This is a genomic window from Devosia sp. Root105 (genome assembly GCF_001424865.1).
Lineage (GTDB): Bacteria > Pseudomonadota > Alphaproteobacteria > Rhizobiales > Devosiaceae > Devosia_A.
Window position 1 is genome coordinate 201,168 of record NZ_LMCR01000017.1, and the last position, 24,615, is coordinate 225,782.

The following is a 24,615-nucleotide window of genomic DNA, read 5'->3' on the forward strand; positions in this document are numbered from 1 at the left end:
ACCAGCCTTTCGGCTGGTCCCCCTCTCCCGCCTGCGGGGGAGGGGGACCACGCGAAAGCGTGGTGGGAGGGGGGAGCCCCACGCACCAAAAAGCAGAAGGGGCGCACTAGGCGCCCCCTCATTCGTTCCTGCGGATCGCCTTATCGCGGCAGATCGGTCTTGCCCATCAGCCACTCGTCGATCGAGCGGGCGCACTGACGGCCTTCGCGGATGGCCCAGACGACCAGCGACTGGCCGCGGCGCATGTCGCCGCAGGCGAAGAATTTTTCGCGGCTTGTCTGGTACTTCAGCGTGTCGGCCATGACGTTCGAGCGCTTGTCGGTGGCAACACCGGCGCCCTGCACCAGGCCTTCCTGCACCGGGCCGAGGAAGCCCATGGCGAGCAGCACGAGGTCGGCCTTCAGCACGAACTCGGTGCCGGGGATCGGCTGGAACTTCTCGTCGGCGCGGGCGCATTGCAGGCCGGTCACCTTGCCGTTCTCGCCGTCGAAGCGGATGGTCGCCACGGCGAAGTCACGGGTGACGCCTTCTTCCTGCGACGAGGAGATGCGGAACTTCACCGGATAGTTCGGCCAGACCAGCGCCTTGTTCTCCTTTTCGGGAGGCATGGGCATGATCTCGATCTGGGTCACCGAAGCGGCGCCCTGACGGTTCGAGGTGCCGATGCAGTCGGACCCGGTATCGCCACCGCCGATGACGACGACATGCTTGCCGCCGGCGAGGATCGGGGTGACGTTGTTCAGCGGCTCGCCGGTGACCCTGCGGTTCTGCTGGCCGAGGAAATCCATGGCGAAATGGATGCCGTCGAACTCACGACCGGGGATCGGCAGGTCGCGCGGCTTCTCGGCGCCGCCCGACATGGCGATGGCGTCGTACCGGCCGGCGAGCTCATCGGCGGTGATATCCTTGCCGACATTGACGCCGGTATGGAGCGTTACGCCTTCGGCCACCATCTGCTCGACGCGGCGATCGATCTGCGTCTTGTCGAGCTTGAAGTTCGGGATGCCATAGCGCATCAGGCCGCCGATCTGCTGGGCCTTCTCATAGAGATGCACATCATGGCCGGCCCGAGCCAGCTGCTGGGCCGCGGACATGCCGGCCGGGCCCGAACCGATCACCGCAACCTTCTTGCCGGTCTTGTTCGGATTGATCTGCGGCTTGATCCAGCCCTCTTCCCAGCCCTTGTCGACAATGGCGCACTCGATCGACTTGATGTTAACCGGGGTGTCCGGGATGTTCAGCGTGCAGCTCGCCTCGCACGGGGCAGGGCAGATGCGGCCGGTGAACTCGGGGAAGTTGTTGGTGGAGTGAAGGTTCTTCAGCGCCTTCAGCCACTCGCCCTTGTAGACGAGGTCGTTCCAATCCGGGATCTGGTTATTCACCGGGCAGCCGTTGTGGCAGTACGGAATGCCGCAATCCATGCAGCGCGCCGCCTGGTCACGGGTGCCCTTGTCGCCCAGCGGGAGGGTGAACTCGTTGTAGTTCTTCAGCCGCTCGGCGACCGGGAGGTAATCCCGGTCGACGCGATCGATTTCGAGGAAGCCAGTGATCTTGCCCATTGTTCTTACTCCGCCGCGACCTGTTGAGCGGCCTCACGGGCCTTTTCCATCCGCTGGAGCGCCTTGCGGTACTCGATCGGCATGACCTTCCTGAACTTGGGCAGGTACTCGTCCCAGTTGGAAAGGATGTGGTTGGCGCGCGACGAGCCGGTGAAGCTCTTGTGCCGCGCGATCAGCTGATAGAGCCGTTCGGCATCGCGACGCTGCAGGTCGTGCAGGATCTCGACCACGCCCATGGTCTCGAGGTCGCCGTGGTGGCCGAAGTCGCGGCCATTGAGGCGTTCCTCTTCGACGACCGGCTCGAGCTCGACCATCGACATGTTGCAGCGGCTCTCGAAGCTCTCGTCCTCGTCGAGGACATAGGCCACGCCGCCGGACATGCCCGCCGCGAAGTTGCGGCCGGTCCGGCCCAGCACCACCACCACGCCGCCGGTCATGTACTCACAGCCGTGGTCGCCGGTGCCTTCGACAACGGCGATGGCGCCGGAGTTGCGGACGGCGAAGCGCTCGCCGGCCACACCGCGGAAGTAGCACTCACCGGTAATGGCGCCGTAAAGCGCGGTGTTGCCGATGATGATCGAGTCCTCGGGCACGTAGCCGCGTTCTTCCGGTGGCCGGACCACGAGGCGCGCGCCGGAAAGGCCCTTGCCCACATAGTCGTTGGCCTCGCCCACCAGATCGATGGAGATGCCGCGCGCCGCCCAGGCGCCGAAGGCCTGGCCGGCCGTGCCGGTCAGCGACACCGCGATGGTATCTTCGGCGAGGCCGGCATGGCCATAGCGCTTGGCCACCGCACCGCCGAGCATGGCGCCCGCCGAGCGATCGACGCTGGTGATCGTCTCGACGATCTTGACCGGGGTGCCGTGGTCGAGCGCGGGCTGCGCCGCGGCGATCAGGCGACGGTCGAGAACCTTGTCGATCGGATGGTTCTGGCTTTCGGTGTGGGTGATCCCCACGCCTTCCGGGGCGAACGGCTTGTGGAAGAGTTTCGAAAAATCGAGCCCCTTGGCCTTCCAGTGGTCGATGGCCTCGGTCTTGTCGAGCATCTGCATCTGCCCGACCATTTCCTCGAACCGGGTGTAGCCCATCTCGGCCATCAGCTCGCGCACTTCCTCGGCAACGAAGAACAGGTAGTTGATGACGTGCTCGGGCTTGCCGGTGAAGCGGGCGCGCAGCACCGGATCCTGGGTGGCGACGCCAACCGGGCAGGTGTTGAGGTGGCACTTGCGCATCATCACGCAGCCGGCCGCGATCAGCGGCGCGGTGGCGAGACCGAACTCGTCGGCGCCGAGCAGGGCGCCGATCACCACGTCACGGCCGGTGCGCACGCCGCCATCGACCTGTACCGCGATGCGGCTGCGCAGCCGATTGCGGACCAGCGTCTGCTGGGTCTCGGCGAGGCCGATTTCCCACGGCGAGCCGGCATGCTTCAGCGAGGTCAACGGCGAAGCGCCGGTGCCACCCTCGTAGCCGGAGATGGTGACATGGTCGGCGCGCGCCTTGGCGACGCCGGCGGCAACCGTGCCGACGCCGACTTCCGAGACGAGCTTCACCGAGACCTGGCCGGTCGGGTTGACGTTCTTCAAATCGAAGATCAGCTGCGCCAGATCCTCGATCGAATAGATGTCGTGGTGCGGCGGCGGCGAGATCAGGCCGACGCCCGGAGTCGAGTGCCGGACCTTGGCGATGGTCTCGTTCACCTTGTCGCCGGGCAGCTGGCCGCCTTCGCCGGGCTTGGCGCCCTGGGCCATCTTGATCTGCATCATGTCGGAGTTGACCAGGTATTCCGTGGTCACGCCGAAGCGGCCCGAGGCCACCTGCTTGATGGCCGAGCGCTTGCTGTCGCCGTTCGGCATCGGCTTGAAGCGATCGACTTCCTCGCCGCCTTCACCGGTGTTCGACTTGCCGCCGATCCGGTTCATGGCGATGGCGAGCGTGGTGTGGGCTTCGAGCGAGATCGAGCCATAGCTCATGGCGCCGGTCGAGAAGCGCTTGACGATCTCGACCGCCGGCTCGACCTGGTCGAGTTCGACGGGCGCCCGGCCCTCCTCGTCCGCCTTCCTGATGCGGAACAGCGAACGGATGGTGACGTACTTGTCCTCGACCTCGTTCACGAGCTTCGAGAACTCACGGTACTTGTCGCGGGCATTGCCACGGGCGGCATGCTGCAGGCTGGCGACCGTCTCCGAGCGCCAGACATGCGCCTCGCCGCGCTGGCGGAAGGCATAGTCGCCGCCGACGTCGAGCACGTCCTCAAGTACCGGCGAATTGCCGAAGGCATCCTGGTGCCGCAGCACGGTTTCCTCGGCGATCTCCTTGAGGCCTGCACCCTCGATGGTGGTGGCGGTGCCGGTGAAGTAGGTCGAGACGAAATCGGTCGTGAGGCCCACCGCATCGAAGATCTGCGCGCCGCAATAGGACTGGTAGGTCGAGATGCCCATCTTGGCAGTGACCTTGAGGATGCCCTTACCGATCGCCTTGATGTAGCGGTAGATGATCTCGTCCGCGTCCAGCTCGCCCGGCAGATCGCCCTGCATGGCGGCCAGCGTCTCGAACGCCAGGTAGGGGTTGATCGCCTCGGCGCCATAGCCCGCGAGAGCGCAGAAATGGTGGATTTCGCGCGCTTCGCCGGTTTCGACCACGAGGCCCACCGAGGTGCGCAAACCCTTGCGGATCAGGTGGTGATGGATGCCGGCGGTGGCCAGCAGCGCCGGGATCGCCACCCGCTCGCGGTTCATCGAGCGATCGGAGAGGATGATGATGTTGTCGCCCGAGTGGACGGCCATCTCAGCATCCGAGAACAGCTGATCGAGCGCCCGCTTCATCCCCTCTGCGCCTTCCGACACCGGATAGGTGATGTCGAGCGTCTTGGAACGGAACGGGTTGTCTTCCATGCCGCCGATGGCGCGGATCTTTTCCAGATCCTCGTTGGTGAGGATCGGCTGGCGCACTTCGAGCCGCTGCCGGCTGTTGCCGCCGGTGAGGTCGAGCACGTTCGGCCGCGGCCCGATGAACGAGACGAGGCTCATCACCAGCTCTTCGCGGATCGAGTCGATCGGCGGGTTGGTCACCTGCGCGAAGTTCTGCTTGAAGTAGGAGTAGAGGAGCTTGGACTTGTTCGAGAGCGCCGAGATCGGGGTGTCGGTGCCCATCGATCCCACAGCTTCCTGGCCGGTGGCGGCCATTGGCGGCAGGATCATCTTCAGATCTTCCTGGGTGTAGCCGAAGGCCTGCTGGCGATCGAGCAGCGGCACATCCGAGGTCTTGGGCTCGAAATGCACCGCCGGCAGTTCCTCGAGCACGATCTGGGTGCGCCCGAGCCACTGCTTATAGGGGTGTGCGTTGGCGAGCTCGGCCTTGATCTCCTCGTCGGAGACGATACGGCCCTGCTTCAGGTCGATCAGCAGCATCTTGCCCGGCTGCAGGCGCCACTTCTTCTTGATCTTCGCAGCCGGGATCGGCAGCACGCCGGCTTCCGAGCTCATCACCACTTCGTCGTCTTCGGTGACGAGATAGCGGGCCGGGCGCAGGCCGTTGCGGTCGAGCGTCGCGCCGATATGGATGCCATCCGAGAAGCACATGGCGGCGGGGCCGTCCCACGGCTCCATCAGCGCAGCGTGATACTCGTAGAAGGCGCGGCGGTCCTCATCCATCAGCGGGTTGCCGGCCCAGGCTTCGGGGATCAGCATCATGGCTGCGTGCGGCAGCGAGTAGCCGCCGCGGATCAGGAACTCGAGCGCGTTGTCGAAGCAGGCGGTGTCCGACTGGCCGGGATAGGAAATCGGCCAGAGCTTCTGGATATCGGCGCCGAACAGCGGCGACGACACCGAAGCCTGGCGGGCCGCCATCCAGTTGACGTTGCCGCGCACGGTGTTGATTTCGCCGTTGTGGCAGACGAACCGGTAGGGGTGCGCCAGCCGCCAGGACGGGAAGGTGTTGGTGGAGAAACGCTGATGCACCAGCGCCAGCGCCGACTCGAAGTCGGGATCGTGCAGATCCTGATAGTAGGCGCCGAGCTGGGCGGCGAGGAACATGCCCTTATAGACCAGGGTGCGGCAGCTCATCGACACGATGTAGAAATCGTTCGGCTTGCCTTCAAAGGCCGAGAAGATCTTGGCCGACATCACCTTGCGGATGACGTAGAGCTTGCGCTCGAACGCCTCTTCATCGGCAATGGCGTCGCCACGACCGATGATCACCTGCCGGTGGCAGGGCTCGGTGGCGACGATCTCGGGGTCCTTCGAAAGCGACGAGTTGTCGGACGGCACGTCGCGCCAGCCGATGACCGTCTGGCCCTCGTCCTCGATCACCTTGCTGACGACGCGTTCCATCTTCAGGCGCAGATCAGCGTCCTGCGGCATGAAGATGAAGCCGACGGCGTACTTGCCCTGCTCAGGCAGGTGGAAGCCAAGCCGGGCGCTCTCCTTCAAAAAGAACTTGTGTGGGATCTGCACCATGATGCCGGCGCCGTCGCCCATCAGCGGGTCGGCGCCCACGGCACCGCGGTGCTCGAGGTTCTCGAGGATGGCGAGACCGTTCTGGACGATCTTCTGGCTGGGCTGGTTCTTCATGTTGACGATGAAGCCCACGCCGCAGGCATCGACCTCGCGCGAGGGATCATAAAGACCCTCGGCCTGCGGCCGCATCACGCCTGCAGGCAGATCTGTTCGATAGCCGCCATTTTTGCGAATGGCGGTTTCCGTGACGGGATGTGACATCGATCCGTTCCGTGGTTCAGCCATTTGCAAAGTCCTCTGTTTTTGCAGTCGTCTTCGAGACCAAGGCGAGTGCCCTGGTGTTCAAGTTCCTTTCGACGCGCCTTCGGCCCCCAGTCGTACCTCAGTGTACGGCTCGAATCCGAGTGCGCAATCCTTTAGTGGGGAGCGGCTCTGCATCCAAATGGCCGCTCGTACGGGCTCGATAAGGCCCCACCCCTCCGTTTCCGCTATCGACAAGCGGTCCAGCCGGATCGGCGTGTGAAACGCATCCGGGGAGACCGGCCGCTCACTAAATTGGACAGACGTGCTGTCCTATCGAGGCTACATTTGCATAATTCCAAACTACGAGCAAGCGCCTGAGGACACTTTTTTGCCGTGTTGTGACTGAGCCGGCGTAGGAGATCGCAGGGAGGGAATAGGAAAACAGTAGGAGTTGGCGGCCATGTGCCGCCTGAGGAAGCCGCATTCCCAGCGTTTTGGCCCTGCTGCAGCTATAGGAAATCGAACGGATGAGAACTCGGCGGTACACCTGGGCCGGAGCGGCCCCATCGACATCCAGCTGTCGGGATGTACATGTTTCACCTCGCGAAATCGCTCCGAGCCACAAATGCCACCGAGACCATCGTTCATCGTCAACATCCGGGATGGCCTCAGGCCGCTCGACCATGGCGGCTTTGCCGACATGGGGGGATTCGGCTATCCGCTCGGGGGGCTGCATGGCCTCACCCATATCGGCATCAACTACGAAGTGGCGCCGCCCGGCAGCCGTTCGTCGTTTCCGCATGCCGAAAGCCAAGAGGAGGAGTTCGTCTTCGTCCTCGGCGGCAAACCCGACGTGTGGATCGACGGCAAGCTCCATCCGCTCGAGGCCGGCGACGCCGTGGCGTTTCCCGGCGGTACTGGAATCGCCCACAGCTTCCTTAATAACAGCGACGAGGACATGCAGCTGATCATCCTCGGCGAGCACGAACTGCCGGGCAACCAGCTCTACTATCCGCTCAACCCCGAGCGCATGGCCGAATTCAGCAGCTGGAACGGCGCCTGGCTCGATGCGCCGAAACGGCTGCTCGGGCCGCATGACGGCAAGGCGCGGGCCGGCAGCCGCGACGATGGCGCAGCTCGTCCGCGTCGTCCGGGGTTTATCGCGCATTACAGCAAGGGCCTCGCGCCGTTCCCCAACCCCAAGCACACCAACCATGGCGGCCAGAGCAGCCGGATGGGGGCGGCGCTGGGAATGAAGCGCATCGGCATCAATTACGACATCGTCGCGCCCGGCAACCGCACCTCGCGTCCGCATGCCGAAAGCCGCGAGGACGAGTTCGTGCTGGTGCTCAAGGGCCGTCCCGATGTGTGGATCGACGGGCATTTGCACGAGCTCAGCGAAGGCGATGCGGCGGTATTTCCCGCCGGCACCGGCATCGCCCACTCGTTCCTCAACAACAGCGACGCCGACGTGCACCTGCTAGTGGTCGGCGAGCATGCCCGTGAGGGCAATCAGCTGAACTACCCGCTGAACCCCGAGCGGATGGAGGAGTTCGCAAAAGTGGGACGGGCGTGGCTCGACGCGCCGAAGCGGGAACTGGGGCCGCATGACGGGATGGCGCGGGCAGGGACGCGGCGGGGATGAGTGTGCTCGCTGGCTCTTCGCGCAAAGGAAGAGAGGTAGTCGGTGGCCAGCATATGCATCGGAGCATCAGTCGGGACTCTCCCCCTTGGCGGGGGAGAAAGCGAAAACTTGGGCTTAGCGCAGCTAAGTCCTTAGTTTTCGCAAGAGAGGGGGCGTGGGGAGCCACCGTGCCCGCCAAAATCCCCTCTCTTGGAATTTCTAAGGCTTAGCCAAGTAGCTAAGCCCAAGAAATTCCATTCTCCCCCGCAAGGGGGGAGATGGCCGAGAGATCTGCGCGTGGGATGCCGAAAGATCAGCAACGGGCCCCGTTGCCTACTCCAGATGGCTCTTCAGAAACCACAGGTTCTTGTCGAGGCTGCGCGAGAAGGCGGTGAAGATATCAGCGGTATCCGCGTCACCGGCTTCGTCCGCCGCATCGATCCCCTCGCGGGTGGATTTGCTCAGCGCGGCGTAGCGCTCGACCAGGGCGGCGACGTGGTCGGGGACCTTCCTGATATCGGTGGGGTAGGGGGCGAGCTTGCTGGCTTTGCCCACTGTCTGCAGCGTGCCCAGGGCGATGCCGTCGAGCTGGGCGACGCGCTCGGCGATGATGTCGACATGCTCATCGACGTCGTCGCGCAACTGGTCGAGCAGCTCATGTACGGCGATGAAGGTGGGGCCTTTGAGGTTCCAGTGCGCCTGCTTGGTGACCAGCGCCAGATCGATGGCGTCGGCGAGGCGGGCATTCAACAGGTCGATCATTTCGGCCTTGGTGTTGGACTTGAGGCCGATTTCGGGGGATTTCATCTTGGGGAACCTGTGACGCGTTGCAGGGACGCCGTGAGAACGGCGTGGGTGCGTCGGAGGTTCCTCAAAGCCAGCGTGGATGTCTTGAACGAAGCGCGCGCCATCAGTCGGGGCTGGGCAGTGATTTGTCGGCCTTGCAGACGCTGAGTGGCTTGATCTCGCCCGAGAAGACCCGGGTGATGCGCTCCTCGGCCTTGTCGACGGTGACGCTCATGCAGGCGCAACCATAGCCGTAGCCGCTGCCCGGGTTGTTGGTCTCGACGAACTGCTTGTCATCGAAATCCGGGGTGTTCTCGACGCCCTCGGCATCGGGGCCGGTCGCCTCTGCCTGCGAGGTAATGGTCCAGGTGGCGTCCTTGTCCATCAGCCAGAGGTTGCCCGGCGTGGGGTTCATGTACCAGCCGCAGCGAGTTTCGGCGGCGAGAGCTGGTGAGGCAGCAATCAAGGACACAGCAACGATGATGGCCAAGCGATGCATGGTGACGCTCCTCGAGAAGATGAGGCCGAACACCATCAGTTCTGTTGCCCGCGGGCAAGGCCTCGTTGCTGGCAAAAGTATGTATTGTACAAACAACAAGGGCGCAGTTCTTCACGAACCACGCCCTCATTTCCATTCACCTGGCGAACAGACCGCCTGGTTGTGCCAAGTCGTTCGTGACCGGATCAGACCGGATTAGTTGACCGTCTGGTCCTCGATGGTCTTGGTCGAGGCGCTGATCGGAATCTGGCGAGCCTTCTTGCTCTCCGGAATTTCGCGCTTCAGCTCGATATGGAGCAGACCGTTCTCGAGGTTGGCGCCGGCGACTTCAACGTAGTCGGCGAGCTGGAAGCGCAACTCGAAAGCGCGCTCGGCAATGCCGCGGTGCAGGAACTCGCGAGACTTGTCCTCGCTCTCCTGGGCCTTGGCGCCCTTTACGACCAAGTTGTTCTCCTTGCTCTCAATGGCGATGTCGCCATCGGCAAAGCCGGCGACAGCAATCGAGATGCGGTAGGCGTTCTCGCCGGTCTTCTCGATATTGTAGGGAGGATAGGATTTCGCCTCCTGACCCACGAGGGCATCGAGACGATTGAAGACGCGGTCGAAACCGACGGTCGAACGGTAGAAGGGGGAAAAATCGTAGCTAGCCATGATCACATTCTCCTTTGAGCAACGTGGCTTGTGTTCGGGTGTCCCATGCGCGCTCCCCAATTGGGCAAGCAGGCATTCCCGGGTTCCCGATCCCCGGGAGTTCCCGGCGGACAGCATTGATTTAGGGAGCATCGGCCAGGGTTCAAGACCCCGGTTCAAGGTCGATGAACCGAAGATGAATGTGGCGATCAAAGGCGGTTCAGGCAGCGGCTCCTATAAGCGGGACTGTGCTTACTGTCTGCTGCAGGGCACACCGAATGAGCCGCCTTCACCCGCCCCCCGCAAGGCGGCCATCACAGGAAAGCCAGTGTCTCAACCGAGGCGCTGGCTTTTCGGTTTTCCGGGCTTGGGTATCACCCATCATTCCCGCCGGCCCGGGAATCCAGTATGCACAGGGTTATCGTCCGGAGCAGCGCATGAACGCCATCGTCGACCCCAATGGGCCAACCCTTGCGGTGGTGCCGTCCAACCCGGTGCCGGAGGGCGCGCGGGTCGGCTACTTCACTACGCCCGACAAGGTACAGCTGCGCTATGCCACCTTCCCCAAGGGGCAGGGCGCGGCCAAGGGCACGATCTGCCTGGTCCAGGGGCGCACCGAGTTCATCGAGAAATATTTCGAGACCATCGCCGACTTCCAGTCGCGCGGTTTCGCCGTCGCCACCTTCGATTGGCGCGGGCAGGGTGGCAGCCAGCGGCTGATCGGCAACAAGCGGCTCGGCTATGTCAGGCGCTTCGACGACTACTGGGAAGACCTCAAGGCCTTCCATGGCTCGATCCTGTTGCCCGATTGCCCCGCGCCCTATTACCTCGTCGGCCATTCGATGGGTGGGCTCGCCTCGCTCTATGCCGGTATCCGAGACCGCATGATGTTCGAGCGGATCTTTGTGTCGGCGCCGATGGTGGGGCTCGATCGCCAGCCGCTCAGCATGGCCGGCATGGCGCGGCTTTGCGGCACGCTCTCAAATCTCGGGCTGGCCCGACTGCCGATCGGTCGGCGTGGCGACAAGGCGCAGACCGAACAGAGCTTTGCCGGCAACCCGCTGACCTCCGATCTTGCGCGCTTCAACCGCTCGGTGGAGGTGCTGAAGGCCCGTCCGGAACTGGAGCTCGGCGCCCCGACCTTCCGCTGGGCCGCCTCCGCTTTCGAGGCGATGGCCGGCGCCGCGACCGACCAGTTCCCCGGCGCCGTCCGCATCCCGGTGCTGATGCTGGCGGCGGCCCGCGACGAGATCGTCTCGACCGCGGCCATCGAGACGCTGGGTTTGAGGATGCGCACTGGCCGCCACGTGGTGATCCCCGGCGCCCGGCACGAGATGTTCGTCGAGAACGACGCCATCCGCGCCCAGGTGTTCGCGGCGTTCGACGCGTTTATTACGGAACAGAGCGCCTGACGTCTGGTGGCCACTGCCCACTCCCCCACTCGATGTCATCCCAGCGAAAGCTGGGACCCATCCAACGCCTGGCGCAGGACGTGAGTTGGGTCCCTGCTTTCGCAGGGATGACAACCGTGGTTGGGGTTAGCTAGAAGGCCCATTACCCCCTGAGCGCTGCCATGGCCGCTGCGTGCAGCTCAGGCGTCGCCGCGGCGACGCAGTTGCCGCCTTGTTCGGCCGGGCCGCCGTCCCAGGTGGTGATGACGCCGCCGGCATTCTCGATCAGCGGGATCAGTGGGCAGATATCGACATTCTTCAACCCGGCCTCGACCACCAGATCGATGTGGCCGGCCGACATCAGAGCGTAGCCATAGCAATCGAGCCCGTAGCGGGTGGTCAGCACCTGTGAGCTGATGGCGTCCCATTGCCGCGTAAGGTCCCGTCCCGGACGCAGGAAGAGGTCGGGCGAGGTGGTGGTCAGCTTGGCTTTCGACAGTTCGGTCACCGTGCTGGTTCTAAGCGGCAGATGCTGATCACCGCGATAGTAGCCAGCCTCGCCGGGCAGGCTCAGGTAGATTTCGCCGGTGAACGGCTGCGCCATCAGGCCGGCGACCGCACGTCCTTTTAAGGTGAGCCCGACCAGCGTACCCCATACGGGTACTCCGGTGATGAAGGCGCGGGTGCCGTCAATCGGGTCGATGATCCACGAAAAGGGAGCTGAGCCGGGCTTGTCGTCCCATTCTTCGCCAACGATGGCGTGGTCTGGAAAACGCGCGCCGATCAACTCGCGGATGACGCGTTCGGCCTCGCGGTCGGCCTCCGTGACCGGATCGAACCCTACGGCCCACTTGTTGTCCACGGCGATGCCTTGACGGAAGCGGGGCAAGGTGATGCTTGCGGCGATTTCGGCGGCATCGAGCAAGGTGCGGCGCACCAGGTCGGCGGTAAGGCCGCCGAGACGGTCCGCGCCAAGAGATGTATCTTCCATGTCAGCCTTCCCGGCGCGATTTTGTGAGTTGGTCCAGTGTTCTAGCCGCCGATCTCAGTCGACATGCGCGAATAGTTTGTGACGATCGTGATTCATTTTTGCAACAACGGCGCAAGTTTATCTGTTGAAGACTTCCGGCCGCCTTGTGGAGGGGGGCAAATCAGTTCACGCCAGTAACTGCATGATGGATGGGCGGCTCTTGAGCCTCTTGCCTCGACTTAGGCAACGCACTCTGGCCGTCATCGTTTCCTCCCTTGACTGGGCCGCTCCGGCGGCCCGATTTTTTGCTTCGAACGTTCGGGGCCATGCACCAGCCGTACCAAAAACTCGATGTCATCCCAGCGAAAGCTGGGACCTAACGCGCCGCTTGCGCCAGCCTGGCGGACGAGGGCGAAGCCCTTACCGCGGAGATGAATTCCAGCTTTCGCTGGGATGACATCGGGATGGGGCATCCACGTTGCCCACCCTTCACTCCGCCGCGTATTTCTCCTGCGCCGGGGTAGGTGGCGAGAGCATGGCGAAATCGAGCCCCACCAGCGTTGCGACCAGCCGATCCACCAGTTGCCGCATGGCGCCGAAGCCGGCGTTTTTCTCGAGCGTCACCTCGTTCATATAGAGGTGGCGGCTGAGCTCGATCTGCAGGGCATGCACGCCGTGCTGCGGCCGGCCATAGGTGCGGGTACAGAAACCGCCGGCATAGGGGCGGTTGCGCGCCACCCGCAGCCCGGCGCCGGCAAACACCATCTCGGCCAGGTCGGCGAGAATCGGGGCGCAGGTGGTGCCGTAGCGATCGCCCAGCACCACGTCGGGGCCGAGCCGGTCGCCGCTGCGCGACAGCCGCGGCATCGAGTGGCAGTCGATCAGCACTGCCACGCCGAAGGCGCCATAGGCCTCGGTCAGCAGCCGCTGCATGGTGGCGTGGTAAGGCTGGTAGATGCCCTCGATGCGCATGCGCGCGTCGTCGAGCGTCAGCCGCTCCTTATAGATCGGCTTGTTCTCGGCCACGACGCGCGCCAGCGTGCCGAGCCCGGCGGCGACACGCGGGCTGGTGGTGTTGAAGCGTTCGGAGAGCGGCTCGACGAACATGGTGGGGTCGAGTTCCCACGGCTCGCGATTCACATCGAGATAGGCGCGCGGAAAATGCGCCCGGATCAGCGGCGCACCCAGGTGCGGCGCCCGCTGGAACAACTCGTCGACAAAGGCATCCTCAGACTGGCGGATCGACAGGTGGTCGAGCCGGGTCATCGCAAGGAAGCGCTCGGGGTAATCGCGGCCGGAATGTGCGGAATTGAACACCAGTGGCGCCATCACCCGGCGGGGCCGGATGGTTTCGAATGCTGGCCTGTCCCAATAGTCGGACTGCACCGGGTCTCCCTTCAGCGCCGCAGCGCTGCCTTATTGCCGTACTTTGCCGCGCGCGTTGCCGAATGTCCATAAGTCCGAAGGCAGCATGTTCACACTTGCCGCGTATGGGTTCTCGATCGAGAAAACTTGCATTAAACATCACCCATTAGAGTTCCGCGGCAGAACGCCGTCGATGGGGCGCCAAGAGGACATGATGAAGCGCATTCTGCTCGCCGAAGACGATAACGACATGCGCCAGTTCCTCACCCGCGCGTTGAAGACCGCCGGCTATGAGGTGGTCTCGTTCGACAACGGCAGGTCGGCGTACGAGCGACTGCGCGAAGAGCCGTTCTCGCTGCTCTTGAGCGACATCGTGATGCCGGAGATGGACGGGATCGAACTGGCGCGCCGCGCCACCGAGCTCGATCCGGATCTCAAGGTGATGTTCATCACCGGTTTTGCCGCCGTGGCGCTCAACCCCGACTCGGAAGCCCCCAAGGATGCGTCGGTGCTGTCGAAGCCCTTCCACCTCAAGGATCTGGTGCACGAGGTCGAGCGGCTGCTGGCGGCCTGATCCCGCGGCGAGGCCTCCCGGCGGGGGCATTGCCCGGTACCCGTCGTCCGCTAGTGCCGCGCAGCGGGGGTCTCGGGGGTACTTTGCGGGCGGTTTCCCCAGCCCGGAATTCACGCTTGACCCGCAAGCGGGTTTTATGGTCTACCGCGCTCGCAACGACGGGCGGTGCCCGACGTGACAAGCGATGTGATGGGTGTATAGCTCAGCGGGAGAGCACTACCTTGACATGGTAGGGGTCACAGGTTCAATCCCTGTTACACCCACCATCCCTCGCTTGAAGGACTCCCGAAGTCCTTGAATATGCCGATGAAATCGGCGCCGCAGTTTGGTCGCGACGGACGACGGTCTTAACAGACCTGAGGTCACGACCCGAACGGATGGGTGTGTAGCTCAGCGGGAGAGCATCGCCTTCACACGGCGGGGGTCACAGGTTCAATCCCTGTCACACCCACCATCCAATTGAAGCCCCTGGCGCCGATCGGCTGCCGGGGGTTTTGCTTTTCGGGGGTCTCGCCGAGGACGTTCAAGGCGCGGAATCAGTCGGTGGCGGACGCTCATCTGTTGATCGCCATTGCATGAACAGATTCGGCTCACCGGATAGAGTCGTCGCCGTCCGAAATGCAGTTGTCTTGGCTTTGCCACAAAATTCCTGGGCCCATCACGGCGGCGTGAGCCACTACGCAGATGTCGGCATACGGTGCTGCTAACACTATGTTTTGTCTTGCAGAAATCCTGATGTGCTACACATCGTCAGTTGATGCAGCGCTGCAACACAGTTGCTTCAATGTGGCAATTGTCTCCATGAGGGGGCTCGATTCCTGCCATATTTCATGTGAGGGTAGCCTCGACCTTTTGGAGGGCAATCATGAAGCACATCACCACTATCCTGCTGGCCACTGTGGCCGCTGCTGGTCTGATGTCCTCGGCCTACGCCGCGGATCTGATCATTGAAGAACCGGCTGAAGTCGGTGTCGTCGACGTCAGCGGGAGCTGGGACGGCGCATTTATCGGTGGTTTCATCGGCGCGGGCTGGGGCACTGCCGACCACACCGCAGCTGGTGGCGTCGGCCCCGTGCCGGTTGGCGGCAACGATATCGACCTGAGCGGCTGGCTGCTCGGTGTTGATGCGGGTTTCAACGCCACCGTTGGTTCGGGTATCGTGATCGGTGTCGTCGGCGACATCGCGTGGGCGGACATCGGCGGTGAAATCGAAGGCGGCGCTTTTGATGGCACCACTCACACGATCGACTGGACGGGTTCGCTGCGTGGCCGTCTTGGCTTCGACGGTGGCGCCTTCCTGCCCTACCTCACGGCCGGTCTCGCGGTCGCCCATGCTGAACGCTTCTCGCCACTATTCGGTGGTATCGAGGCCGACGCGACACACGTTGGCTGGACCGTCGGCGCTGGTGTCGAGTTTGCCGTTAGCGAAGAGCTGTCGATCGATCTGCTCTACCGCTATAGCGATTACGGCGCGCAGACCTATGACTTCTCGGCCGGTACCGATCCTGAGATCGACCTCAGCACGCACACCATCCAGGCCGGTCTGCACTGGAACTTCTAAGCCAGTCTGACTGCTGAAAGTTCAGGACCCCGCCCGGCGCGAGCCGCGGCGGGGTCTCTTTTTCCCCGAAAATTCCTCAGTTGTGCCTTGAAATCGCCATGCCGGAAACAGGTGTGGCGCGAATGGCACGACTCTCTTCTGGAGGCGCAGCGCGTGAACAGTTTGTTAGCACGTGAGGTCGCTTTTGCCCGCGACAGGGGCTACGTGAGGGCCCTCTCTCTAGGAGTTGACTAAATGAATCGTTTTGCAATCGCTCTGCTGGCCGGTGTGGCTGGCGTCTCCGTGATGTCCTCGGCCTTCGCTGCTGACCTGATCATCGATGAGCCCGCCCCGGCGGTCGGCATCGTGTCGACCACCGGCAACTGGGACGGCGTCTTCATCGGTGCTTTCGCCGGCGCCGGCTGGGGCACCGTCACCGACGAGGAAAACTACTTCCTCAACGGTGTCGACGCCGAGACCGATCTGACGGGCTGGCAGCTGGGTGTTAACGCCGGCGCCAACTTCACCGTTTCGGAAGCCATCGTTGCCGGTATCGTTGGCGACATCGCCTGGACGGACCTCAATGGCGACGTCGATGCGGACAGTTCGTACAACGTCGACTGGGCAGGTTCTATCCGCGGCCGTCTCGGCTTCGATGGTGGCGCCTTCCTGCCGTATGTGACCGCCGGTGTGGCTTTTGCCAACGCCACGGTGACCGACGGCGCTCTCGAAGACACCCAGACCCACATCGGTTGGACCGTTGGTGCTGGTGTCGAGTTCGCCGTTGCCGACAACGTGTCGCTCGACCTGCAGTACCGCTACACCGACTACGGTTCGAAGGACTACGAGCTCGGCGCTGCGCCGACCGAGTCGTTCGGCCTGACCTCGCATGCGGTCACCGCCGGCGTGAACTTCCGCTTCTGATTTCCGCCTTCGGCCTCGAGCCGAACGGTTATCTAAATCGACCCCGCCCGGCGCAAGCCGCGGCGGGGTTTGATTTTGCGATGATGCGACGTTTCCTGGTGCGGTATCGCGCAGCATTGTCTCGCGCTGCCTCATGCGCGGCGCAATTGTGTCAAAATAGAGATTTACAACGTTATTAAGAACCCAGGCCATACCTGTGTCTTGGGGGTGACACTTTACGGCTAAGCTGTGCGTTGCTGGCGGAGTCGGGTTTTCTTTCCCCAGGACGTGCGTATCTTATAGGCGTTGCTTTTCTGGAGGCCACCCATGAATCGTTTTGCCGTTTCCCTGCTCGCCGGCGTTGCCGCTCTGAGCTTCATCTCCTCGGTCCAGGCGGCCGATCTCATCATCAGCGAACCCGCTCCCCCGGTCGGTGTCATCGACGTCGGTGGCAACTGGGACGGCGTGTATGTCGGCGCCTTTGCCGGCTACGGCTGGGGTACCGTCAATGACGACGATGGGTACTTCGTTGCTCCCGATACCGAGTACGACCTGACCGGTTGGCAGCTCGGCGTCGCGGTCGGCGCCAATTTCACCGTCTCCGAAGCCATCGTCGCCGGTATCGTTGCCGACGTCGCCTGGTCGGATCTTGGCGGCGAGAATACCGTTGATGGTATCGCCTACGACGTGAACTGGCTCGGCAGCATCCGCGGTCGTCTCGGCTTTGATGGCGGCGCCTTCCTGCCGTACCTGACGGCCGGTGTGGCCTTCGCCGGCGCCACTGCCACCGATAACACCGTCGTGCCCGGCGTCGAAGACGATGCGACTCACATCGGCTGGACCGTTGGTGCGGGCGTCGAATTTGCGGTTGCCGACAACATCTCGATCGACCTGCTGTATCGCTACAGCGACTACGGCTCGCAGACCTACACCCTCGATGCGGGCGACACCGACCTGGGCCTCACCGCCCACACCATCTCGGCGGGCGTGAACTTCAAGTTCTGATTTCCGCTTCGGCGCAAGCCGATCCGTACTCAATCGACCCCGCCCGGCGCAGCCGTGGCGGGGTTGATGCATTTATGGACGCCCCACATGCGCGTGCCAGCACGTACCGGAGAACGCCGCTCAACGGCCCGCGGAGCGTGTCCTTGCCGACCTGTCGCGGGCCATCCAGGTCCGACATGGGCGTGCAGCTGTGATCGCGGCGAGCGGACGCCGAAAGGGCTGCTTCAGTTCTCAAGGCCAAACGACAGCTGCGCGACGCGAGTTGTCACCGTTCATTCACATCTGTTGCGCATTTGCCCTTGTCAGATCCGTAAATCGGTCCCACCTTCGCGGTCATGTTCAACCAGCAAAAGGAGGTGGTCCAAGTGTATCATCAGAAATCGTCGGTTTCGAAGGGTCCTGGAGTCTCCGTTAGCTCGGAGCAGCCTCTGGCCTAATCGAAGGCACCTCGCCCCTTCAGGGGGCAATGACTGCTTCGAAAGCCGCGAAATCGGAAAGGGTCGCCTGCGGGCGGCCCTTTCTTTTTGGGCTGCTGTCTGCCCGTCCGAGCCCCCGCGCGGCGACTCAGGCTCGTGCCCCGGCTCCACTGACCACGATCTAGTCGCGCGTTCGATTCTATACTTGGTCATGGCCCAGTAACGCGCTGGCCCCAAACCCTTCGTTAACCAAGTCCTGACGGTTACCGCGGCGTAAAGGAATTGTTTGCAACTTGGATTCGATTCATGCGGGTACGTAATCCGTTCCCCTTCGTGTACCTTGGAGGCACATCATGAACCGTTTTTCTCTCTCTCTGCTGGCGGGCGTAGCCGTGCTGTCCATGGCTTCGGCTGCCTCGGCTGCTGATCTCTTGGTCCAGCAGCCGTCGATGCCGGGCTTTGTCGACATGGGCGGCGGCGGCGGCTGGGATGGTGCTTATGTCGGCGGCTTCGTCGGCTACGGCTTCGGCACCGCAACGCAGGACGCTGCCGACGTGCTCTTCCTGGTCGACGACGAACTCGATCTCTCCGGCTGGACCGTCGGCGCCACTCTCGGCGCCAATTTCACCGTGGCGCAGGGCTTCATCCTCGGCGCTGCCGGCGACATCGCCTGGGCTGGCATCGGCGGCTACGAGTCGGGCAACGGTGTCGATTTCGACGTCAACTGGACCGGCTCCTTCCGCGGCAAGGCCGGCTTCGACGGCGGTGCGTTCATGCCGTACCTGACCGCCGGTCTCGCCTTTGCGGGTGCCACCGGCAGCGACAACGGCGTCGATAGCACCCAGGTACACTTCGGGTGGACCGCCGGCGCAGGTGTAGAGGTTGCGGTCGCCGATCAGATCTCGCTGGACCTGCAGTATCGCTACAGTGACTACGGCACCGCCGAGTACGATCTGCCAGCCGACAATGCCGAGCTCGACCTCAGCACCCACGCCGTCACTGCCGGTGTCAACTTCAAGTTCTAAGCCGAACTACCACATTCTGAGGGAAAGGGCCGCCTCGTGCGGCCCTTTTTCGTTTTCCGCCAATAGGTTCCGATGCCGCATGTGTGGCGGCAAGGTGACACCCGCGCGTCTTCCGTGGGGACGAGCTCCTATTCCTATCGCCTTGATCGAGATTTGGAGGTATCCGCCTCCAGACTTCTAGGAGACTCAGATGAATCGCTTTGTAATTGCTCTGCTTTCCGGCGTTGCCGGTCTTGCTCTCGTGTCGGGCGCCCAGGCGGCTGACCTGATCATCGACGAGCCCGCAGCTGGCGTGGTCGAAGTTGCCAGCGGCAACTGGGACGGCCTCTATGTCGGTGCGTTTGTCGGCGGCCTCGGCGGCACCTTCGGCGAAGTCGGCGACACCGACGAGTGGGACGTCAGCGGCTGGCTCGCCGGCGTGAACCTCGGCGCAAACTTCACTGTTGCCGACGGCATCGTGCTCGGCGTGGTGGGCGACGTTGCCTGGACCAACGCCGAGAACCAGGACAACGCCCCGTTCTCCGTCGACTGGACCGCTTCGCTGCGTGGTCGTCTCGGCTTCGATGCGGGCTCGTTCCTGCCGTACCTGACCGCCGGTCTGGCGGTAGCGGGCGGCGAGATCGCCGACGCGAACGAGACCCACGTCGGTTGGACCGTTGGTGCCGGTGTCGAGTTCGCTGTTGCGGACAACATCTCGGTCGACCTGCTGTACCGCTACTCGGACTACGGCAACGCCGAATACTTCCCGGGCGACGAGTTCAGCCTGACCTCGCACGCCGTGACCGTTGGCCTGAACTTCAAGTTCTAAGCCTCGCTGATCGACTGAATGACGAACGGCCGTCCCTTGGGGCGGCCGTTCTGTTTTTGCATTCGGCGCGCAACACGACTATGTAGCGGCCTTCCGCATTTCGAGCCCCGTAGATGAACGCCCTGACCGCCACGGCGCCTGCCGCAAAACTGCTGCCCTACCAGTCGCGCCGGACTTTTGCGATCATCTCGCACCCGGACGCTGGCAAGACTACGCTGACCGAAAAGCTGCTGGCCTCGTCGGGCGCCATCCAGCAGGCGGGGCAGGTGCGGCACCGCGCCAACCAGCGCGCCACCCGGTCGGACTGGATGGAGATCGAGCGGCAGCGCGGCATCTCGATCACCTCGTCGGTGATGACCTTCGAGCACCTGGGGCTGACCTTCAATCTGCTCGATACGCCCGGTCACTCAGACTTCTCCGAGGATACCTACCGCACGCTGACCGCGGTCGACGCCGCCATCATGGTGATCGACGTCGCCAAGGGCATCGAAGCGCAGACGCTGAAGCTGTTCGAGGTCTGCCGGCTGCGCGACATCCCGATCATCACCTTTGCCAACAAGGTCGACCGCGAAGGCAAGGATCCGGTGGAGATTCTCGACGAGATCGCCTCGACCCTGGCGCTCGACGTCTCGCCGGTGGTCTGGCCGCTGGGTGGTGGCGTCGACTTCAAGGGCATTGTCGATCTCACGGCTGGCGTGGTGAAGCGGCCGAATGGCGAGGTCTGGAAGACCTTCACCAATGTCGAGGAGCTGGCGCGCGACAACGAGTTCACCACGGATCCGGTGATCATGGCCAGCCTTGAGAATCTCGAGCTGGCACGCGCCGGCTTTCCGGCCTTCGATCATGAGATCTACCTCGCCGGCCACCTGACGCCGGTGATCTTCGGTTCGGCGCTGAAGTCGGTTTCGGTGCCCGAGATGCTGGCGGCGCTTGGCGCCTGGGCGCCCGAGCCGCGGCCGCAGCCGGCCGAACCCAAGCCGATCGAGCCTGACGACCCCAAGGTTTCCGGCTTCGTGTTCAAGGTGCAGGCGAACATGGATGCCAACCACCGCGACCGTATTGCCTTCGTGCGACTGAGCTCGGGCACGTTCAAGCGCGGCATGCGGCTGAAGAACGTGCGCACCGGCAAGGACATGGCGGTATCGAACCCGATGTTTTTCTTCGGCCACGATCGCGAACTGGCCGAGGAAGCGGTGGCCGGCGATATCGTCGGCATCCCCAACCATGGCGCGCTCAGCGTTGGCGACACCCTCACCGAGGGCGCCAACATCAAGGTAACGGGCATCCCGAACTTCGCGCCGGAAATCATCCGTCGCGTCCGTCTCACTGATCCGATGAAGGCCAAGCAACTGGCCAAGGCGCTGAGCGATCTCGCCGAAGAGGGCGTGGCGCAGATCTTCCGCCGCATGGTGGGCGCCGATTACATCGTCGGCGTGGTGGGGCAGCTGCAGCTCGAAGTGCTGCAGAGCCGCATCAACTCCGAATACAACGTGCCGATCAGCTTCGAGTCGATCAATTTCGAGCTGGCGCGCTGGATCGTCTCCGAGGACAAGGCCGAGCTGGCGCGGTTCATCTCCACCAACAAGCTGGAGATGGCCGAGGACAAGTATGGCGACCCGGTCTATCTCGCCCAATCCACCTGGTGGCTCGGCCGCGCCGAGCGGGATTACCCGAAGGTGCAGTTCCTGACCACGAAGGAACGGCATTAGGCGCGTCTGCCGATAGGTCTGCACCGGCCGGTGGTTGGGCCCGATCCTAGACCCCACCCACCGGCTGTCATCCCAGCGAAAGCTGGGACCCAACTCGCCCCCTGCGCCAGCTGATGGATGGGTCCCAGCTTTCGCTGGGATGACACCTGGTGTGTTGGGAAACCCCGTGCCCTCCATCATCCCTCGTAGGCTCCAGCCAAACCATTCCACCGTCTTGTGATCTCCATGATCGAGCCCTATCTCCGCCGGGCGAGTGGGGAGGGGCTGATGGCGGGCGAGTGGGCACTGATAGCGGCGCCGGTTCGCGCCATCTACGGCCGGTTCTGGCGCGAATCCCGGTTGGCGCTGGGCGGCATCGCGCTGATGGTGCTGCTCGCGGCGCTCGGCCAGGTGGCAACGCCATACCTGTTTTCCCGGCTGATCGACCAGCTGAACTCCAACCTGGTGCCCGCGGGCATCGTCATGGCGTTCGTCGTCTATGCGATCCTGCGCGGTGCTTCGAGCGCGGTGTCGCAGGCGACGCAATACATGGCCTGGGGGGTGGCGCAGGGGCTCAACTTCATCGTCGGCACCAGCTTCTTCGAACGCATCCTCAACAAGCAGGTGGCGTTCTTCATCGAGCACAATCCGGTGGAAATCCAGAAGGCGCGCTCCGAGGGCGAGCGCTCACTGTTCATCTTCGTGCAACTGGGGATCATCGTCTTCCTGCCGGCGCTGCTCGGCATCGTGCTCGGCGTTGGCGTCTTGGGCGCGGTGATCAACCTCGAGATCGTCGCCATTGTCCTCGTTTATGGCGCGGCCTTCATCACCTTCACCTATTTCGCCAATCGCTGGACGCGGCCGTTTCTCGATAAAGCCATCGAGGCCGACCAGGAGAATGCGGCCTTTGTCGGCAACGCCATCAACGCCATGGAAACGCTGCGCTATTTCAACGGCGACAAGTGGATCAGCGACAATTTCGCGAAGAAGGCCGGCGAAGTGCGCGGCGCCTGGCGGCAATGGACCGTCAGGCACCTGAGCTATGCCTTCGGCTTCGGCGCGGCGCTGGCCGTGCAGCTGGCGGTGACCTTCCTGCTGCTCATTCCGCGTTACGAGGCCGGCCAGCTCAGCGTCGGCGATATCGTGCTGATCAATACCCTGATGATCCAGCTCAACCAACCGTTCGAGATGATCGGCTCGGCCATCGACGATATCGTGCGCGCTTATTCCGGCTTCCTGCCGTTCGCCCGGATGTGGGCCGAGCCGGAGGACCAGGACGCTGCAGGCCGCCTGGCGGTCGGGTCGGGCCGGCTGGAGTTCGCCCATGTCGGCCATCGCTATGGCGAGACGCCGGTGGTTGAGGATGTGAGTTTTGTCGCCGAGCGCGGACGGCTGACCTTTATCACCGGCCCGACCGGGGCCGGCAAGTCGACGCTATTCAAGCTGGCGCTGAAAGCGCTGGAGCCGGAGCAGGGGACGATCACGGTCGACGGCACTGATCTCAGCACCGTCGGCCGCGCCAGCTGGTATGCGGCGATCGGTGTCGTGCCGCAGGAGGTGATGCTGCTCAACGATACGCTCGCGGCCAACATCGTCCTGGGCCGCGAGCGCGATGCTGCGCGGCTCGAACGCGCCACTCGGCTGGCCTCGATCCACAAGTTCATCACCGGCCTGCCGGAAGGCTTCGAAACCACTGTGGGCGAGCGCGGGCTGAAGCTCTCGGGTGGCGAGCGGCAGCGCATCGCCATCGCCCGCGCGCTCTACGACAGCCCGGAGTTCCTGTTTCTCGACGAGGCCAGCTCCGCCCTCGACGAGGCGACCGAGGCGGGGATCATGGCGGAGCTGCGCACGCTCAGCGCCGACACCACCATCATCGCCATCACCCACCGCAAGGCGGTGATAGCAGAGACCGACACTCTCATTCGCCTAAAAGCGAGGAAGCCGAGAGCCGAAAGCGCTTTGCAGGGCGTCGCCGGCCCGGCTATCTGAGGCACGTGAACAGGGAGTGGATTTCATGGATAGGCGCAAACTCGGCAAGACCGGTTACGAAGTTTCGGAGATCGGGCTTGGCACCTGGCAGTTGGGCGAGAGCTTCGGTTCGCTCAACGACGAGACGGCGGCTGAAATCCTGAAGACGGCGCGCAATGTCGAGGTGAATTTCTGGGATACCGCCGACGTCTATGGCGGCGGGCAGTCGGAGCGGCGGATCGGCGAGTTCAAGGACAAGAAGGGCGTGTTCGTTGCCACCAAGCTCGGGCGCAACGGCGAGATCTTCCCCAACAAGACCGGCTACAACAAGAAGAACATCAAGGAGAGCCTAGCCGGCTCCCTGAAGCGGCTCGGCGTCGAGACGCTCGACCTGGCGCAGCTTCACACCATCCCCACCGACGTGCTGCGCGACGGCGAAGTCTTCACCATCATGGATGACCTGCGCGATGCCGGGATGATGCGGAACTGGGGCGCCAGCGTCGAGAATGTCGAGGAGGCGCTGCTGGCGATGAAGTCGGATGGCTGCACGACGCTGCAGATCATCTTCAACCTGTTCCGGCAGGACTACATCACCGAGGTGTTCCCGACTGCCACCAAGCGCAATGTCGGCATCATCGTCCGGCTGCCGCTCGCCTCGGGCCTGCTCTCGGGCAAGTGGAACAAGGACACCAAGTTCGCCGATAGCGACCACCGCAACTTCAACGCCAACGGCGAGAAGTTCAACGTCGGCGAGACCTTTTCCGGCCTGCCGTTCGACAAGGGTGTCGGCTTTGCCGAACAGCTCAAGCAGATGGTGCCTTCGGGCATCCCGCTCAGCCAGTTCGCGCTACGCTGGATCCTCGACCAGCCGGCAGTATCGACGATCATCGCCGGCGTGACGCGGCCGGACCAGTTGCGCGCCAATGTCGACGCGACCAAGCGCGAGCCGGTGGAACCGGCCTTGGCCGAGGAACTGGCGGGCTGGTACCAGGACAAGGTGCGACCGGAGATCCGTGGGCGGATCTAGGACGCGTTGCCAGGGGGGCTGTGCCGGTGGCTGTGGACCCCCACCCCTGTCCCCTCCCCGCAAGGGGGAGGGAGACGCCTACACCGGCCTCAGTGTTTTGGTCACCCTCCCCCTTGCGGGGAGGGGACAGGGGTGGG

At 63.6% G+C, this 24,615-nt stretch carries 18 protein-coding genes and 2 tRNA genes; 13 read left to right on the plus strand and 7 right to left on the minus strand.

The window, feature by feature from the left end; genetic code table 11:
• Positions 1-140: 140 nt before the first annotated feature.
• Positions 141-1,559: a glutamate synthase subunit beta gene (locus ASC68_RS19490; protein WP_055882961.1), complete on the minus strand. Its 1,419-nt coding sequence runs from the start codon at positions 1,557-1,559 to the stop codon at positions 141-143.
• Positions 1,560-1,564: 5 nt separating this feature from the next.
• Entirely contained in the window at positions 1,565-6,205 is a 4,641-nt protein-coding gene (gltB, locus tag ASC68_RS19495; protein ID WP_248310573.1) for a glutamate synthase large subunit, read from the minus strand.
• A 679-nt stretch (positions 6,206-6,884) separates the two neighbouring features.
• Here gltB and ASC68_RS29200 point away from each other — a divergent pair.
• A complete protein-coding gene (locus ASC68_RS29200) occupies positions 6,885-7,904 on the plus strand; it encodes a cupin domain-containing protein (RefSeq protein ID WP_248310569.1) in 1,020 nt (339 codons plus the stop codon).
• 312 nt (positions 7,905-8,216) lie between these two features.
• Here ASC68_RS29200 and dps read toward each other — a convergent pair whose 3' ends face one another.
• The 3 genes from dps to ASC68_RS19520 form a co-directional block, all read right to left on the minus strand.
• The gene (dps, locus tag ASC68_RS19510; protein WP_055882962.1) at positions 8,217-8,690 is read right to left on the minus strand and encodes a DNA starvation/stationary phase protection protein Dps; all 474 of its coding nucleotides are present in this window, start codon (positions 8,688-8,690) and stop codon (positions 8,217-8,219) included.
• Between the two features lie 103 nt (positions 8,691-8,793).
• Entirely contained in the window at positions 8,794-9,168 is a 375-nt protein-coding gene (locus ASC68_RS19515; protein ID WP_082528326.1) for a DUF4087 domain-containing protein, read from the minus strand.
• Between the two features lie 195 nt (positions 9,169-9,363).
• Positions 9,364-9,819 carry an Hsp20 family protein gene (locus tag ASC68_RS19520; protein WP_055882966.1) on the minus strand — a complete coding sequence of 152 codons (456 nt, stop codon included), beginning with the start codon at positions 9,817-9,819 and terminating at the stop codon, positions 9,364-9,366.
• 416 nt (positions 9,820-10,235) lie between these two features.
• Here ASC68_RS19520 and ASC68_RS19525 point away from each other — a divergent pair, with 416 nt between their 5' ends.
• Positions 10,236-11,210, plus strand: coding sequence for an alpha/beta hydrolase (locus ASC68_RS19525; RefSeq protein ID WP_055882968.1), 975 nt, complete (start codon positions 10,236-10,238; stop codon positions 11,208-11,210).
• A gap of 142 nt (positions 11,211-11,352) precedes the next feature.
• Here the strand turns inward: ASC68_RS19525 and hisN are convergent, their stop codons facing one another.
• Positions 11,353-12,180, minus strand: a complete 828-nt coding sequence (hisN, locus tag ASC68_RS19530; protein WP_055882969.1) for a histidinol-phosphatase — start codon at positions 12,178-12,180, stop codon at positions 11,353-11,355.
• A 468-nt stretch (positions 12,181-12,648) separates the two neighbouring features.
• Positions 12,649-13,545 carry an N-formylglutamate amidohydrolase gene (locus ASC68_RS19535; protein WP_248310570.1) on the minus strand — a complete coding sequence of 299 codons (897 nt, stop codon included), beginning with the start codon at positions 13,543-13,545 and terminating at the stop codon, positions 12,649-12,651.
• Between the two features lie 190 nt (positions 13,546-13,735).
• On the opposite strand from ASC68_RS19535, the gene ASC68_RS19540 reads away from it, so the two are divergent.
• The 11 genes from ASC68_RS19540 (at position 13,736) to ASC68_RS19590 (ending at position 24,478) form a co-directional block, all read left to right on the plus strand.
• Positions 13,736-14,098, plus strand: coding sequence for a cell cycle two-component system response regulator CpdR (locus tag ASC68_RS19540; protein WP_211200049.1), 363 nt, complete (start codon positions 13,736-13,738; stop codon positions 14,096-14,098).
• A gap of 191 nt (positions 14,099-14,289) precedes the next feature.
• Positions 14,290-14,364 (plus strand) — tRNA-Val (locus ASC68_RS19545).
• Positions 14,365-14,477: 113 nt separating this feature from the next.
• Positions 14,478-14,552: transfer RNA gene (locus ASC68_RS19550), tRNA-Val, on the plus strand.
• A 411-nt stretch (positions 14,553-14,963) separates the two neighbouring features.
• On the plus strand, positions 14,964-15,659 hold the full coding sequence (locus ASC68_RS19555) for an outer membrane protein (protein ID WP_055882973.1): 696 nt from the start codon (positions 14,964-14,966) through the stop codon (positions 15,657-15,659).
• Positions 15,660-15,893: 234 nt separating this feature from the next.
• Positions 15,894-16,562 carry an outer membrane protein gene (locus ASC68_RS19560; RefSeq protein WP_055882975.1) on the plus strand — a complete coding sequence of 223 codons (669 nt, stop codon included), beginning with the start codon at positions 15,894-15,896 and terminating at the stop codon, positions 16,560-16,562.
• Between the two features lie 306 nt (positions 16,563-16,868).
• On the plus strand, positions 16,869-17,546 hold the full coding sequence (locus tag ASC68_RS19565; protein ID WP_055882977.1) for an outer membrane protein: 678 nt from the start codon (positions 16,869-16,871) through the stop codon (positions 17,544-17,546).
• A 769-nt stretch (positions 17,547-18,315) separates the two neighbouring features.
• Entirely contained in the window at positions 18,316-18,987 is a 672-nt protein-coding gene (locus tag ASC68_RS19570) for an outer membrane beta-barrel protein (RefSeq protein ID WP_055882979.1), read from the plus strand.
• Positions 18,988-19,177: 190 nt separating this feature from the next.
• Positions 19,178-19,795, plus strand: coding sequence for an outer membrane protein (locus ASC68_RS19575; RefSeq protein WP_055882981.1), 618 nt, complete (start codon positions 19,178-19,180; stop codon positions 19,793-19,795).
• 113 nt (positions 19,796-19,908) lie between these two features.
• Positions 19,909-21,504, plus strand: coding sequence for a peptide chain release factor 3 (locus tag ASC68_RS19580; protein ID WP_055882982.1), 1,596 nt, complete (start codon positions 19,909-19,911; stop codon positions 21,502-21,504).
• Positions 21,505-21,771: 267 nt separating this feature from the next.
• Positions 21,772-23,472, plus strand: a complete 1,701-nt coding sequence (locus ASC68_RS19585) for an ABC transporter ATP-binding protein (protein WP_055882984.1) — start codon at positions 21,772-21,774, stop codon at positions 23,470-23,472.
• Positions 23,473-23,497: 25 nt separating this feature from the next.
• Positions 23,498-24,478: an aldo/keto reductase gene (locus ASC68_RS19590; RefSeq protein ID WP_055883311.1), complete on the plus strand. Its 981-nt coding sequence runs from the start codon at positions 23,498-23,500 to the stop codon at positions 24,476-24,478.
• Positions 24,479-24,615 lie beyond the last annotated feature (137 nt).

Excerpts from the sequence above, each read along its gene's own strand:
- ASC68_RS19520 (WP_055882966.1), bottom strand. The coding sequence starts at position 9,819 with ATGGCTAGCTACGATTTTTCCCCCTTCTACCGTTCGACCGTCGGTTTC.
- ASC68_RS19540 (WP_211200049.1), top strand. The coding sequence starts at position 13,736 with ATGATGAAGCGCATTCTGCTCGCCGAAGACGATAACGACATGCGCCAG.
- hisN (WP_055882969.1), bottom strand. The coding sequence starts at position 12,180 with ATGGAAGATACATCTCTTGGCGCGGACCGTCTCGGCGGCCTTACCGCC.
- ASC68_RS19515 (WP_082528326.1), bottom strand. The coding sequence starts at position 9,168 with ATGCATCGCTTGGCCATCATCGTTGCTGTGTCCTTGATTGCTGCCTCA.
- ASC68_RS19585 (WP_055882984.1), top strand. The coding sequence starts at position 21,772 with ATGGCGGGCGAGTGGGCACTGATAGCGGCGCCGGTTCGCGCCATCTAC.
- ASC68_RS19525 (WP_055882968.1), top strand. The coding sequence starts at position 10,236 with ATGAACGCCATCGTCGACCCCAATGGGCCAACCCTTGCGGTGGTGCCG.
- ASC68_RS19590 (WP_055883311.1), top strand. The coding sequence starts at position 23,498 with ATGGATAGGCGCAAACTCGGCAAGACCGGTTACGAAGTTTCGGAGATC.
- ASC68_RS19575 (WP_055882981.1), top strand. The coding sequence starts at position 19,178 with ATGAATCGCTTTGTAATTGCTCTGCTTTCCGGCGTTGCCGGTCTTGCT.
- ASC68_RS29200 (WP_248310569.1), top strand. The coding sequence starts at position 6,885 with ATGCCACCGAGACCATCGTTCATCGTCAACATCCGGGATGGCCTCAGG.
- dps (WP_055882962.1), bottom strand. The coding sequence starts at position 8,690 with ATGAAATCCCCCGAAATCGGCCTCAAGTCCAACACCAAGGCCGAAATG.
- ASC68_RS19565 (WP_055882977.1), top strand. The coding sequence starts at position 16,869 with ATGAATCGTTTTGCCGTTTCCCTGCTCGCCGGCGTTGCCGCTCTGAGC.
- ASC68_RS19490 (WP_055882961.1), bottom strand. The coding sequence starts at position 1,559 with ATGGGCAAGATCACTGGCTTCCTCGAAATCGATCGCGTCGACCGGGAT.
- ASC68_RS19570 (WP_055882979.1), top strand. The coding sequence starts at position 18,316 with ATGAACCGTTTTTCTCTCTCTCTGCTGGCGGGCGTAGCCGTGCTGTCC.
- ASC68_RS19555 (WP_055882973.1), top strand. The coding sequence starts at position 14,964 with ATGAAGCACATCACCACTATCCTGCTGGCCACTGTGGCCGCTGCTGGT.
- gltB (WP_248310573.1), bottom strand. The coding sequence starts at position 6,205 with ATGCGGCCGCAGGCCGAGGGTCTTTATGATCCCTCGCGCGAGGTCGAT.
- ASC68_RS19580 (WP_055882982.1), top strand. The coding sequence starts at position 19,909 with ATGAACGCCCTGACCGCCACGGCGCCTGCCGCAAAACTGCTGCCCTAC.
- ASC68_RS19560 (WP_055882975.1), top strand. The coding sequence starts at position 15,894 with ATGAATCGTTTTGCAATCGCTCTGCTGGCCGGTGTGGCTGGCGTCTCC.